This is a genomic window from Streptomyces sp. ADI95-17 (assembly GCF_003846175.1).
GTDB classification, from domain to species: domain Bacteria; phylum Actinomycetota; class Actinomycetes; order Streptomycetales; family Streptomycetaceae; genus Streptomyces; species Streptomyces sanglieri.
The window spans coordinates 279,949-292,941 of sequence record NZ_ML123050.1 but is presented as its reverse complement, the minus strand read 5'-3'; the positions used below and the strand labels follow the sequence as shown (position 1 = coordinate 292,941).

The 12,993-nt window shown below is 68.7% G+C and carries 10 protein-coding genes and 4 pseudogenes; 3 read left to right on the top strand and 11 right to left on the bottom strand.

Going from position 1 to position 12,993, the window contains the following annotated elements; genetic code table 11:
* Positions 1-257 precede the first annotated feature (257 nt).
* A complete protein-coding gene (locus EES42_RS32080) occupies positions 258-401 on the bottom strand; it encodes a hypothetical protein (protein ID WP_241196721.1) in 144 nt (47 codons plus the stop codon).
* Positions 402-786: 385 nt separating this feature from the next.
* Positions 787-1,806 carry a proline racemase family protein gene (locus EES42_RS32070; protein ID WP_124721762.1) on the bottom strand — a complete coding sequence of 340 codons (1,020 nt, stop codon included), beginning with the start codon at positions 1,804-1,806 and terminating at the stop codon, positions 787-789.
* Positions 1,807-2,724: 918 nt separating this feature from the next.
* Between EES42_RS32070 and EES42_RS32065 the strand changes: the two genes are divergently transcribed.
* Complete coding sequence (locus tag EES42_RS32065) at positions 2,725-3,129, top strand: RidA family protein (protein ID WP_124721761.1); 405 nt, start codon at positions 2,725-2,727, stop codon at positions 3,127-3,129.
* Between the two features lie 317 nt (positions 3,130-3,446).
* Positions 3,447-3,761 (top strand): NIPSNAP family protein, encoded by a 315-nt coding sequence (locus EES42_RS32060; RefSeq protein ID WP_124721760.1) that lies wholly within the window; start codon positions 3,447-3,449, stop codon positions 3,759-3,761.
* Positions 3,762-3,967: 206 nt separating this feature from the next.
* Here the strand turns inward: EES42_RS32060 and EES42_RS32055 are convergent, their stop codons facing one another.
* The 9 genes and pseudogenes from EES42_RS32055 to EES42_RS32015 form a co-directional block, all read right to left on the bottom strand.
* Positions 3,968-5,704 (bottom strand): immunity 49 family protein, encoded by a 1,737-nt coding sequence (locus EES42_RS32055; RefSeq protein ID WP_124722185.1) that lies wholly within the window; start codon positions 5,702-5,704, stop codon positions 3,968-3,970.
* 55 nt (positions 5,705-5,759) lie between these two features.
* Positions 5,760-6,494: pseudogene (locus tag EES42_RS32050) on the bottom strand (aldehyde dehydrogenase family protein); the annotation flags it as partial.
* A pseudogene (locus tag EES42_RS32045) lies at positions 6,484-6,750 on the bottom strand (acetoacetate decarboxylase); the annotation flags it as partial. The pseudogenes EES42_RS32045 and EES42_RS32050, both read right to left, overlap by 11 nt.
* Before the next feature lie 223 nt (positions 6,751-6,973).
* On the bottom strand, positions 6,974-7,948 hold the full coding sequence (locus EES42_RS32040; RefSeq protein ID WP_124721759.1) for an alpha/beta hydrolase: 975 nt from the start codon (positions 7,946-7,948) through the stop codon (positions 6,974-6,976).
* Between the two features lie 361 nt (positions 7,949-8,309).
* Positions 8,310-8,531: pseudogene (locus EES42_RS32035) on the bottom strand (DUF5701 family protein); the annotation flags it as partial.
* A 62-nt stretch (positions 8,532-8,593) separates the two neighbouring features.
* The gene (locus EES42_RS32030) at positions 8,594-9,487 is read right to left on the bottom strand and encodes a bile acid:sodium symporter family protein (protein WP_124721758.1); all 894 of its coding nucleotides are present in this window, start codon (positions 9,485-9,487) and stop codon (positions 8,594-8,596) included.
* Positions 9,488-9,504: 17 nt separating this feature from the next.
* Entirely contained in the window at positions 9,505-10,839 is a 1,335-nt protein-coding gene (locus tag EES42_RS32025) for a Dyp-type peroxidase (RefSeq protein WP_124721757.1), read from the bottom strand.
* A gap of 21 nt (positions 10,840-10,860) precedes the next feature.
* Positions 10,861-11,871 (bottom strand): hypothetical protein, encoded by a 1,011-nt coding sequence (locus EES42_RS32020; RefSeq protein WP_124721756.1) that lies wholly within the window; start codon positions 11,869-11,871, stop codon positions 10,861-10,863.
* Between the two features lie 16 nt (positions 11,872-11,887).
* Positions 11,888-12,421, bottom strand: a complete 534-nt coding sequence (locus tag EES42_RS32015) for a hypothetical protein (RefSeq protein ID WP_124722184.1) — start codon at positions 12,419-12,421, stop codon at positions 11,888-11,890.
* 376 nt (positions 12,422-12,797) lie between these two features.
* Here EES42_RS32015 and EES42_RS45700 point away from each other — a divergent pair.
* Positions 12,798-12,896, top strand: a pseudogene (locus EES42_RS45700) (IS5/IS1182 family transposase); the annotation flags it as partial.
* Positions 12,897-12,993: the final 97 nt, after the last annotated feature.

The following is a 12,993-nucleotide window of genomic DNA, read 5'->3' as shown; positions in this document are numbered from 1 at the left end:
AGCAAGCTCTGGTGTTGATGCTCGACAGCGCTGAACGGCGCCTGTCTACCGCCAGGCCTTCTCAGCCCAGTCATCTGTAGGCGTACGTCCAGCGCCGACGAGCGCCAACATGCAGGCCGTGGTGATGGCCCACGGACGCCAAGACGTGCCCAGTCTGTCCGTAGGCCTCAAAGGCCAGGCCGAACCGTATGCATCCCACCTGGCACCCGCGCGGCCATCACCACTTGAGCGTCCAACCAGACCGCTCTAACTACGGATTAGGTCATCTGGTCCTTGACCGCCCGGTCGGCGATGTCGTTGAACTCGTGCCGGATCGGCGGCAGTCGCAGGAGGCGGCAGGCGGGGTCGATCGCGGCGCCGCTGGCCTGCTCGGTCAAGCCTCGCCGGCGGGGCAGGGCCACTGGGCTTCTCCCTCACGGTGGTCACTGCCGCTGGTGCGGCGGCGTCGGAGCAGTCGGTCGTAGGGGGCACCGATGGCAGCGGCCTGGTGTCCGGCGGGAGGTGCGCGAGGCGTCACTCATGCAGCGACGTGACAGTCGCCGGCGTCCCGGGAGGCGTCGGGACGGATGCACCGACGGTTGGCTGGACATGGTTCTGGACGAGGCGGAAGCAGCGCTGCCACTCGGTGTCCCATACCGGGCACCACCGCTGGGACCGACCGCACCCAGCTCTTCACGCCGCGCCTCGGTCATGGCCCGGCCGATGAAGGGACGGCCGGCCACGCGCGTGCTCCTCCTAGGGACGCCGGTGCCGCGTACGCGTTTCCTCAGCCGATCGTCGGGGCGGCTACCGCAGGACGAAGCCGGTTCCGAGGCCGTCCGCGGGATCGAGCTCGAAGCGGTGCTCGCCGGTCCGGTATGCCATCCCTGTGACCTCCGCAACGACGGCGGGGTGGTCGACGACGGGCGACTCCGCGACGATCCGCGCGTGGAAGCGGGTGCCGACGATCGAGTCGTGGACGAGAAGCTGGCCTGGCTTGAGGTGACCGGTCGCCGCGAGCACCGCGACGCGGGAGCAGGTACCGGAGCCGCATGGGGAACGGTCGACCTGGCCGTCGGCGAAGATGGTGACGTTGCGCTGGTGCGGGTTGCCGTTCTCGTCGGTGCCGAGGTCGTCGTACAGGATGGTGCCGTAGATGCCGCTGAGGCGGTCGTCGACGGGGTGACGGGCGTGCTCGCTCTCGTTCAGCGCCCACTTGACTTCGCGTCCGATCGAGATGAGGTCGGAGTAGTGCTCGGGGGTGACGGCCAGTCCCACACTGGTTGCGTCCAGGTGTGCGTAGATGGCGCCGCCGTAGGCGATATCGACGATGACGTCTCCGCGGGACGTGGCGGCGGTGACGCGTTGGGCGAGCCGGTAGCTGGGGACGTTGACGAAGTCGACGCCGGTGATCTGTTCGCCGACGGTGTGCACGCGCAGGGTGACCCGGCCTGAGGGCACGTCGATGACGACTGTGGTGGAGCCGGAGGGGTCGCGGTCGACGCGGCCGGTCTGCACGGCCCAGACGGCGAGTGCGATGGAGCCGTGGCCGCAGGCGGTTGAGAAGCCGTCCTTGTGCCAGAACAGCACGCCGAAGTGGGCGCCTTCGTCATCGGGTGGGGTAATGAATCCGCCGTACATATCGGCGTGTCCGCGGGGTTCGAAGCACAGCAGCTTGCGCAGGTTGTCCACGTCGGGGTCGCCGATGGCGAGCATGCGGCGTTCGGCGACGGTGGCCCCTTCGATGGCGACCGGCGGTTCGGGAACGATGCGGAACGGTTCACCGCCGGTGTGATAGTCGGTGGTGAGTACCTGTTTGATGGTCATGAGGTCCTCCACAGAGCTGGAGAGGGCAGGATACGAGGCAGTCAGAACCGGCCGGCGTCGACGAACCAGGCCGGCTGGGGATCGCGCGAGGTGGAAAACAAGCGAGTACGGCGCGGAAGAACCCAGCGAACCTGGTGCCGATGACGATGGCTGTCAGCCGGCGAACCGGGCTGTCCACGCAGCGACCTTGTCGGCCGACAGGTTCTCGTGGCCGTCCTCTGTGACGACCAGGTCGCCCTCGATCCGGACATCGATGCGTGCCACCCTTCGGGCACAATGAGGTTGTCGGGACGGACCGGGCGCCGCTCCCTCGCCGAGTTCGGCGATCTCCCCGTCTTCCTTGACGATGTGGAGACCACTGAGCGCCTCTTCAAGTTCGGCGTCACGTTCTCCTCCTCGGCGGTGACAGCAGCTTCCCAGTCCGGCTCGGGTACCCTCACTGCCGCCGTCCGGTGACAGCTCCCGGACGGTATCTTGCACCGGCCGCGCTCGGTGCCCAGGAGTGTCACTGGCACAGACCGGCCACGGCCTTGACCGGAGTGGTCGACAATGTCCCTCTCCAACTTGGCGGTTCGACCAAGCGGCGACCAGCGAACATCCTGGCCACTACGTCCCTGTGGTGAAGGGGAACCAGAAGAAACTGCGCACGCAGCTGCGAGATCTGCCCTGCAACGAGATCCCGTTGCGGGGCCGCAGCCGACGGAGCGGCACGGCTGCCGTGAGGTGTGCCGGCTGAAGGTGTGCACCGTTCGCCCGGGCCTGCTCTTCCCGCATGCATTGCCGGCCATGGAGATCAAACGTCGCCTTTGGCCCGACCGCAAGACGAGCCACGGGCTGTCTCTCGGGAGACGCACAGATCCTCTCTACCTGCCTTGATCTCGATGGAATGGGCAGATCGGTGCACGTGTTGAGACTGGCATGACGAACGATCAGCGCACGATCACCAACCCGGCCGCTCTCCACGACCCGACACCGTTTGGCTACAGCCACGCTGTCTCGGCGCCCGGCGAAACCGTCTTCATCGGCGGTCAGTATGCCTCCGACACCACCGGTGCTCCTGTGCCCGGTGATTTCGCGACCCAGGTGAACCTGGCGTTCGACCGGCTGTTCTCCGCGCTGGAGGGGGTCGGCCTTGGGTACGAGCATGTGGTCCGCCTCGGTACCTTCATCGTCGACCACGACCTCGACAAGCTGGAGATCCTCGGCAAGGCGCTACACGCCCGTTTTGGCGACAGGCTGCCGGCCCAGACACTGAGCGGCGTGGCCGCGCTCGCGCTGCCGGGGATGCTGTTCGAGGTTGATGCGGTGGCGATACGGCCGTAGCGGATCATCCGCGAGCAGCATCAGCCCGATCCCGCAGGAGGCACATTCAACGACGACCGGCTCCGCCTGAGGCGAGGCCGGTCGTTGCGTGGGTGGGAGGGCCCGGCCCGGATCTTGCCTGGTGACCGGCGGGCCACGGATCAAGGCGGTGCCGCGCCGCTGTGCGGCCATCTTCGACTGTCCCACTTACGACGGCAGCATCGTCGATACCGGTACTGGCTCCTACCGACTTGCCGTCACCCGCACCCGCGCGGACCAACAACTGGCCACAGCCTTCGCTCACTGGACCAGGACGCGGCATCCGGCATGATACTGACATGATCACTGTTCATCTGAAGTACGAGATCGACGCCGACAAGCTTGAGGATTTCGAGGAGTACGGTCGTCGCTGGGTCCGGCTCGTCAACCGTTTCGGCGGGACGCACCACGGATACTTCCTGCCGAGCGAGGGCGACAGCGACATCGCCTACGCACTCTTCTCCTTTCCCGGCCTGGCCGCGTACGAGCAGTACCGCACGGACAGCATGTCTGACCCGGAGTGCCAGGAGGCGTTCCAGTTCGCTCGCGACACTCGCTGCATCAAGCGGTACGAGCGCCGCTTCCTCCGGCCGCTCGACGGCCTGTCCCAGTAGGGCTTTGTTACGTCTCTGGCCAGGTAGCTGTTCTGGTGGCTTCCTGCTGGTATGAGGGTTGATGAACTCGCTTCGTGTCGGGGCCCCCGCGAGCCCACACTCAGGCGCCACCAGGCTTTTCAGCGCGGCGTAACGTTCTCGGTCACTTCCCGTCGGGTCCGTGAGTTCACAGCACCCGCAGGTGGGGTTCCGTTGCGAACGCGTCCCTAGAAGGGCTCCGCGGCCCGGAGGAGACCCTGCGGAAGGTAGGGGGATTCGACGCGGATGCTCCAGCCGCGACGGCGAGCGTGGCAGGCCAGGGCGAGGATGTCGAGGTTGACGGAGGCGTCCGGATCGTCGGCGCGGTCGGCGACCCGGTAGTAGTCGCGGTGGGCTTCGAGCGCGTCGGCCAGGGCCAGGTTGAAGCTCTCCTCGTCGCCTTCCACGAGCTGCGACAGCAGCACGGCCGGCGGAATGGCGAAGCCCCAGTCCTTGGCCTTCTCGACCTGCTGCAACGCCCGCTTCACGGCCGGTTCGGGATCAATGCCTTTCAGGTAGGCGTGGAGGGCCTCGCGGTACGCGCTGAAGGCGGAACCGTCCGGCTGTGCGAAGGCAGGACCGGTGAGGACCAGCGGTGCGAGGTCCTCGCGTGCGCCGGTGATGAGGGCGAAGGCAGTGGCCTTCTGCCAGGTGCCGGCGCAGGCCTTCTCGCCGCGCTCGGCCCGGTAGCGCAGTGCGCGGCCGTCGACGGTCACCTCGGCCTCGGTGCCCGGCTCCGCAAGGGCGATGTGAAACAGGGCCGCCCCTGTCCGGGAGGCCAGCTTGAGGTTCGCGAGCTGAAGGTCCGTCACGTGACCGGAGTCCTCCGCACGCCACTTGAAGAGTCGCTCCTGGTCGCCCATGACGCTGCTGAGCCGCCAGACGTCGAGGGACTCTCCGTCGACGGCGGTGAACGCCTCCTGGACCTGCTTCTCGTACAGAGCCGCCACCTGCGAGTGCACCGTCCGTTCGCAGGCAGGCCGCTCCACCACCAGCGGGCCCGCGGCCAGCGCGGCCACGGCGTCCGCCCGCCGATCTCTGCCGAAGCCCGCCACCCGGGGGCCGCTGCTCTCGAAGCCGGTGATCAGAGCGTGCGGGAGATAGCCAGTGCGGACGGCCGGTGCCCAGCCCAGGGTCTGGTAGGCGAGCGCGGCAAGGGCGATGGGGACGAGCGGGAGGAGAGTGCTCGGGGAGGCCGCAGGGCCGTGCAGGGTGGCGTACTTGGCCAGCAGGTCGGCCAGCGTGGTATCGAAGGTCTCCCGGTCTTCGGCGGCCAGGGCGCGCAGCGTGCGCAGCGCCACGCTGTCCGGCCGGTCCAGGAGGGGGTCACCGGTCTCCCCGGCGCGGGTACGGATGCGGTCCAGGGCCGCGTCGACGGCGGCGAGCTTGGCCTGCGGGCTCGGCGGGTACTCCTCGTCGTCGCCGGTGTCGTCCAGGACCACGGCCATCAATCCCGTGGCCAGTTCGCCGACAGGCGTCCCCTGCGCCTGCTCGGCGAACTTCTGGCGGGCGAAGTGGAAGGCCTCGCCGTGCCACCTTGCTTTGTCTCTGAGGACCGACAGGCACAGCGCGTCGGTCCACTCCCCGGGCGTGACGCTCTCCGCGGGGGCGTCCTCGCCCGGGTCGTAGCTCATGCCGAAGTTCACGTACTCCAGGAAGACCTGGAAGCTGCAGTGCGGGTGGTATGCGGCGTAGGCGACGGCTCCGGCGGCGGCTTCGGAAGCGTCCTTGAGGGCGGCCTTGGCCTCCGGGGTGTCGAGGTCGGGTATCTCGACGGAGAGGGCACCCAGGTAGTCGTGGAACTCGTCGGCGATCGACTGCCATTCGTAGGTGGTCATCCGGCCGGCCCGCGACATGGACCGGACCTGGCCCCCGATCCGGTTGGTGAAGTCCTCGCGCGCTGCCGATACGATGGCCCCGCCCACCTGGTGACGCTCTATCCGCACTGTCCTGCTCCTTGATCGAATCTCTGCGGACAGCCTAGGTGCCGGATCTGACAGGCCACGGCTGCCGGGTGTGGGGCTCCAGCCGGGCCGGGCCGAGGATCTTGTGGGCGTGGGCGACGGTCTGGGGCTCGGTGTACTTGAGGATGCCTTCGGCGCCGTGGCGGCGGCCGAGTCCAGAGTCACCCACACCGCCCATCGGCGCGTCGATGCTTCCCCAGGCGGCGGCGAAGGCTTCGTTGACGTTGACGGTGCCGGCGTGCACGCGGGCGGCGACGGCCCGGCCGCGTGCTCCGTTTCGCGACCAGACACTGGCGTTGAGTCCGTACGGCGAGGAATTGGCCAGGGTGATGGCCTCGTCGACATCACGGTAGGAGTAGATCGAGACAACGGGGCCGAACGTCTCGTGGTCGTACAGCGTCATGTCGGGGGTGACGTCTGTGAGGATGGTCGGCTCGTAGAACAACGGACCCAGATCGGGGCGGGCCTTGCCGCCGCCGAGGACGGTGGCGCCCTTGGCAACGGCGTCTTCGACGGGTTGGGTGACGGTCTTCAGCTGGGAGGAGGTGGTGGTGAGGCTGCCGACGTCGATGCTGTAGTCGTACGCCGCACCGACCTTGAGCGCCTTGGTGCGTGCGACGAACGCGGCGATGAACTTGTCGCGGATGGACTCGGCCACGTACAGGCGCTCGATGGACACGCACAGCTGTCCTGCGGAGGGGAAGCAGGCGTTGACGGCGCCGTCGGCGGCCTTGTCGATCCAGTCCGAGTCCGGGCGCCACCTCCAGCGGTGCGAGCTCCTTCGGCAGGCGGGCGCGGATTGCCCGGGAGCGGGCCAGCATCGTCAGCCGGGCGGTCGAGATCCGGTACTAGAAGTTCGGGGTGAGGGTGGGGCCGATGCGGGAGTCGACCCTGGTCTTGGGCAGCTGCCGGAAGAAGTCCGCCCCGCTGACGCGGGGGTCGCGGGCGACCTCGTCGAGGTCGGTATCCATACGGTAGCGGTCGTACAGGCCGTCCCTGGGGACCATGACCGTGCGGCCGCCCAGGTCGGCCTCGACCGTGTCCCGTCGGTCCGCTACCTGCCGGCCTGCTTCCCGCCCACCTGGTTCCTATCGGCTCGATGACATCGAAGCAGCTCCCTTACGCTCATGTTGACGGTGCTCACATGGACCTAGCCCGCCATGTAAGCACCGTCAACACTGAGGCTGAGGCTGAGGCTGAGGCTGGGGCCGCCGGCGCGGTGGAGCGGTCTCAGTCGTTGTGCAGGGCCGTGCGCAGGGCGTCGACGGCGAGCTTGCGGGCGACATTCGCGGCGCGGGTGTCGCGCAGGCTGTCCAGGAGCAGGAAGTCGTGGACCATGCCCGCCACCCGTACGGAGGTCACGTCCACGCCGGCCTCGCGGAGCCTGTTGGCGTACTGCTCGCCCTCGTCGCGCAGCACGTCGGCCTCGTCGGTGATGACCAGGGTGGTGGGCAGCCCCCGGAGCTGTTCCAGGGATGCCTGGAGCGGGGAGGCGTGCACTTCGGCACGCTGGGCGGGGTCGGTGGTGTAGGCGTCCCAGAACCACTTCATGGCGTCGCGGGTGAGGTAGTAGCCCTCGGCGAACTGGAGGTACGACGGGGTGTCGAAGTCGGCGTCGGCCACCGGGTACAGCAGGACCTGCGCCTTGAGGTCGATCCCGCCGCGCTCCTTGTTCATCAGCGCGAAGACGGCGGACATGCAGCCGCCGACCGACTCGCCGGTGACAGCGACGTGCGAGGTGTCCAGGCCGTGCTCCGCGCCGTGCTGCATGACCCACTGGCCCACTGCGTAGTTCTGTTCGACCTGGGTGGGGTACTTCGCCTCCGGTGCCCGGTCGTAGACCGGGAAGACCCCCGCCGCCCCGGCGCCGACGGCGAGTTCGCGGAAGAGGCGGTCGTGGGTCTGGTCGTCGCCGAAGACCCAGCCGGCCCCATGGATGTAGAACACCACCGGCAGCGGGCCGGCGGCCCCCTTCGGCCGGATGATCCGGGTGCGGACCGTGCCCCACTCGCCCGCGTCCACGTCGACCCACTCCTCGTCGATCTCGGGACGGGGCACGCTCTGGTCGCTCTGCAGGCCGAGCAGGATGTCGCGGCCCTTCTCCGGGGGGACCTCGTAGATCCGCGGATGCGGGTCCGTGGCCTCGCACAGCTCCTTCGCGGCGGGTTCGAGGTAAGGAGTGATCGGAGGAGGAAGATCAGCCATGTCGACTCCATGTCGCGGGCACGCGAGCGCCCTGTTCGCGCGGCCTCGCCGACCGCGGCTGCTGTTTGCCCCACGGGCTTGCCTCCCCCTCGAACCATCCTCGCCCTCCGCCCGTGAAGCGCAACCCGCGCCACGCACCCCCCGAGCGGCGCGGGCCTGGCGGTGATCGTGGCGAGTTTCCCCGGCCGCGCTCACCGCCAGGCCCGCGACGACCACCTGCTGCGGCTGGGCCGGGGCGTGCTGCGGCAGCCCGCCGTACCTACAGCCGCCGTACCCAAAGCCGTCGGAGAGAGGCTGACGCTTCCGGCGTGCAGGTCATGCTGAAGGGGCTGGCGATCAGACGACAGGCGCACAAAACGCTCTATTGCGGGTCCTTGACCCGGCGGCCCGTTGCGGATGAGAAGCCCAGCCAGGTGTGCCGGTCCCAGGCCCAACGCCAGCCGACCTCGGGGGCGTTGAGGTGCTCGCCGCCGTCCGGTCCGGTGCCATTGCTGAGCCAGAGCGTCGGCGTACGGGCGTCCAGCGCGCTGTCGGCTTTGCGTAGCCGCGAGGCGATGGTCATGGAGCAGTGGTTGCGCTCCAGTCGGCCGTCTGGTCGCCGCGGTCGAGGCCGCTGAGGAGGCAGCGGGTCGAGCGACTTCTGCTTCACGGTGAGCCGCTGCTCGGGGCAGCGGCGTCCGGGGCCCTCCTGCGCCTGCTGAGCAGTGTCGAGATCGGGAGGGCTCCTGCAAGGCCGCTGAGGAGGATCGCGGCGAGTGCGCCCAGGACGGCGGGCTGGTCGGCGAAGGCGAGGCCGATGGCGGCCAGCGCGGGGCCGACGTTGCGCACCGAGGCGACGCCGCCCATGGTGGTGCGGCGTGTCGTCGGGCCGGTGGCCAGCAGCGTTCCCACGGCGAAGGCGAACACGGCGAGCAGGAAGCCCGCGAGCAGGGCGAGTGAACCAAAGAGGTCGACGACATCGCGCCAGCTGCCGAGCAGCATGCCCGCCAGCACGATCAGGAAGGTGACGTTGGAGACGGCGGCTGCCGACGGGTGCCATGCCTGTGCGGTGGGTTCGGCGTAGCGGCGCAGGAGCAGGCCGATGGCGAAGGGGACGAGTTGCAGGAGTGCCACGGTTCGCACCAGCGCGCCGACGTCGAGGGAGACCTTGGTGCCGATGTCGGCGGCGGTGAGGATGGCGTTGACGGTGGGAGCGAAGGTGAGGCTGCCGAGGGAGGCGAGCAGTACCTGCATCGCCGCGCCCGCGACGACGTCGCCCTGCTGCACGGTCGCCAGTTTCGCCCCGAAAGGGCCGCCCGGGGAGGAGGCGATCAGGACGAGGGCGATGAAGGCCGCCGAGGGAAGACCGAACAGTGCACCGATGCCCCAGCCGAGCAGCGGAATGACGACCATGTTGGCGACCAGCGCAAGCACCAGTAGGGGGACGTCGGCAAAGACGCCGCGCAGTGCGGAAACGGTGGCGCGCAGCCCGGCGGCGAACATGGTGGCCGCGATGAAGATCACGGTGACCGCGTTGAGGACGAGATGCAGGACGTCCATGGTGCTTGCACGCCCTGTCAGCCGTGAAGTTCCCCGAGCCAGCGCAGCGCGCTCAGGCTCGGCAGGAAGCAGTACTCGCCTCCACGGGTGACGACGAAGCGGGGCAGCGGGGCGAGGCAGCGCCGCACGGGCCGCCGGGGGAAGGTGTAGCCGACCTGCCCGTCCGCGGCGCCGACGACGGGGTCCTTCGTGTGGCCGGCGCCGAAGAAGACGCCGTCGTTCATCCACTCCGACTGGACGAACTCGAATTGCCGGCCCAGGTGGGCGCCGATGAACGCGAACATCAGGCCGCGGTCCGCGCCGTCGTCCTCCAGCATGCCTTCGGGCAGTGGCGGGCCGTAGACGGCGCCGCGCCTGATCATGCGGTGCAGCCGTACCTCGCCGGCCACCGAGGCGTCGCGCGGGTTGGCCCGGCGGATGTGGCAGGCCCCGGGGGTGGTGAATCCCGTCGGGTCGTCCTGCTCGTAGAGGAAGGTGTTGCGGCGGTCGGGGTCGGTGCCGAGAGCGGGGTCGTCGTGCCGCGGGGCGAGGGCCAGCGGGGCGCCACTGCGCCAGCGGCCCATGATCTTCGCGGCGATCAGCTCCTCGTCCTGGTCCCCGGCGGAGTTGTCCCTCAGATAGCGCCTGAACGCGGCGACGTCCTGGTGGAGTTTGCGGAAGACCACGTAACTGCCGTTGCGCCCCAGCACGGTCGGCTGCGGTGTCTGGGCGCCGCCGATTTCGTCCGGGTAGCCGAGGACGAATTCTCCGCTCTTCAGAGGCGCTTCCAGCCTGTTGGACCCCGGGATGCCGCTGCCTTCGACGGCCGGATGGCTGACACCGTCGAGATAGCCGAAGTGTTCCTTCTCGGTGGGCAGTGCGTAGCAGTCCTGTCGCCAGATCGCCGTCACGCCGGACAGACGGTCGTAGGCGGGCCGGGCGCGGTCGATGGCCGCCTCCAGGCCCGGGGGATCGGGTGCGACCGCGGCGATCACCACATGGACGTCGCGGGTGCCGAGCGGTGCTTCCCAGTGCTGTGGGCTGCCGGCACCCTCGTCGCACAGTGCTCGGGCGCGAGCCGCCATGCCCTGCCGGAACTCCCAGGAGAACGACTCCAGCGAGGAGCGTGGCACCCCCAGGGCCTCAAGGCCCCAGTAGGTGACGGCGACACTGACCCAGGTGTCCCCGAGGGGGCTGGAGGCGTCGGCGGCCGAGGTCGCTGACGCGCTCGCCCGTCGCATCAACTCCCGGCCCTGGGAGCGGTCGTCGATGCGGAAGACCAGATAGGTGGCCGCGTACGGGGTGGGGCGTGGGCTGAGGACCCCGCGCTGGATGTCGTCGAGCTCCAGTGTGACGTCCGTGGGTGCGCTCACGTCGGCCTCCCTGCGGGATCGCTACGAGACGAGGTTGCGCCAGAAATTCCGCAGGCTGTCATCGGCGCCGAATAGCGTGCTGAAGATCGTGGAATCGGCCAGCAGCACATCGGCCGCTCGGTCACCGCCGGGGGGCATCCACAGGAACATGTTGAACTCGGTGTTCCCCTCGTCGGTGAACGGATGGGGCCGGGAGGTGTCGATCGGCTGCCGGGCCAGCACGTGGATGGGCTGCGGTTCATCGGGCGTCACCGCGTAGTGAGGCAGGTGCATGTGGAAGTTGAAGTTCGTGACCCCGTTCAGCCACCCCTTCTCGTCTAGATCCCTGACGGTCGACAAAGGAGCGATCCGGTTGTCGTCACCGGTGGCGGGACGCAGCCCGTACCGGTTGATGACCGGTACGCCCAGGCCCACCATGAGATCGCGTACGTAGGTGGCGAACCGCTGCTGGCGAGGCACAAGGGGATCACCGTGATGGCGGTACTCCACCTCCCGCACGGACAGGTCGTCCGACGCACCGACGTCGTGATGAGGCCCCAGGACCAGGCGGGCGTCCTCCCGCGCGAGGAAGGCCCGCAACGCCTCGATCTCCCCGGGCTGCGCCTCCTGCCCGGTGACCATGTGGTCCAGTCCGAAGACGAACAGGACATCCGTGTCGTCCAGCACCCGCTCATCGAGGGGGGTGTGGAAACCGGCCTGGTCAATGCGCTGGTAGACCGGGACGGAGTGCTCGGTGACCTCCGCGACGAAGTCCTGGAACGGCACCCAGGCCCAGAAGAACAGCTCCAGCGACCCCGCGATGGTCTGCTGGAACCGATAGGGGTCCGACCACTTCGGGTCCTCGTAGGCCGGCCACGCCACCCGACGCACCTCCGTCAGGGTGGAGAACCGGTTGTCCAGCTCGGCTGCGTTCCGGCCCGCCTCGGCGGGATAGCTCCACGAGACGTAGACGCTCACACGCCGCCCGCCAGGTGTGTGCTTCCGGGGAACGTGACGCTGGTTGTAGACCCGCGCCGTTCTGGCCTCGCTCATCGCCCAACTCCCAGCCTCACTGCATCTGGTCGAGCATCTCCGACAGAGCGCTCTTGATCCGCAACGCCTTCTTGATCTCGTCCGCCGTCACATACGGATACTCTCCGTACTCGATGAAGCTCGGACAGTGGTGCTCGCGGACGAACCCGACGAACGCCTCCGGATTGGTCCGCCAGTCCTCCGGGAACCCCTCCAAATGCTCGAACGCCGTGCTCACGCCCGCCTTCGAGAACAGTGCGATGGCGTCCTCGGTGTACTTGTCGAAGTCGGTGTCGAAGATCCCCTGGTACATGAAGCGGGTGTCGTCGTCGAAGAGGACCCACCGCAGGTAGTGCAGCTTCAGCGGCGCCAGAAGGTATGGATCCTGTTCCAGCGCTCTGGCCAGCGAGTAGCCGTACTCCCGTATCGCATCGGCGTGGCCGGGTTTCACCCGCGCGACGATGGTGAACCCGTAGCACGCCGGAGTCCTCGGAAAGACAGGGCCGTACTTCCCCTGTTCCAGATGGTCCGTCTCCTTGGGGAGGACGACCGCCTGAGGTTTGATCTCCATGTCCACTCCTCCAGCCAACCAAGAGGCCGGGACGATCCCATCTTCCCGCCCCATCGCTGAGCGCGCCTGCCGAGCGGGGAGAAGGGCGCGTGGATCCGGCCCGGAACTCCCACAGCCTCAACGGCTCCGATTCCGGGATCGACGGCACATCGTAGGGGCGTCCGGACCAGGCGGCGGAACTGCCTGCGAGCGGAGAAGGCTGCGGGTACTGCCAGTGGGCGGGGGAGGGGGCGGGCGCCGTGGCCGCAGTCAGCAGCACGGACTCGGCGCTCAAGCGCGCTCGGCTCGCGCTGAACATGACGTCGGAGGAGGTGGCCGACGCCCTGAACGTGGTCACGGGCGGGGCGACGGACGTCGGCGGGGTACGTGGAGTTGGATCGTTCCGGACGGGCTGTGGGAGATCGCCGAGCCGCTGGTCCCGCCGTCGAAGGTGCGGCCGCAGGGCGGCGGGACGCAGGAGACGCCTGATGCGACGCAATGGCCATGGGGCAAGCACATAGGTGTCCGCATCGCCCGCAAGTGAGTCGAGTCCAGCGAACGGTCAGGGCGCCGACGGTGGGTCATCGAACGAA

What these genes read in the sequence shown, in the direction of transcription:
- EES42_RS32070 (WP_124721762.1), bottom strand. Translation starts at nt 1,806, where the DNA reads ATGACCATCAAACAGGTACTCACCACCGACTATCACACCGGCGGTGAA.
- EES42_RS32060 (WP_124721760.1), top strand. Translation starts at nt 3,447, where the DNA reads ATGATCACTGTTCATCTGAAGTACGAGATCGACGCCGACAAGCTTGAG.
- EES42_RS32020 (WP_124721756.1), bottom strand. Translation starts at nt 11,871, where the DNA reads ATGAGCGAGGCCAGAACGGCGCGGGTCTACAACCAGCGTCACGTTCCC.
- EES42_RS32030 (WP_124721758.1), bottom strand. Translation starts at nt 9,487, where the DNA reads ATGGACGTCCTGCATCTCGTCCTCAACGCGGTCACCGTGATCTTCATC.
- EES42_RS32015 (WP_124722184.1), bottom strand. Translation starts at nt 12,421, where the DNA reads ATGGAGATCAAACCTCAGGCGGTCGTCCTCCCCAAGGAGACGGACCAT.
- EES42_RS32040 (WP_124721759.1), bottom strand. Translation starts at nt 7,948, where the DNA reads ATGGCTGATCTTCCTCCTCCGATCACTCCTTACCTCGAACCCGCCGCG.
- EES42_RS32065 (WP_124721761.1), top strand. Translation starts at nt 2,725, where the DNA reads ATGACGAACGATCAGCGCACGATCACCAACCCGGCCGCTCTCCACGAC.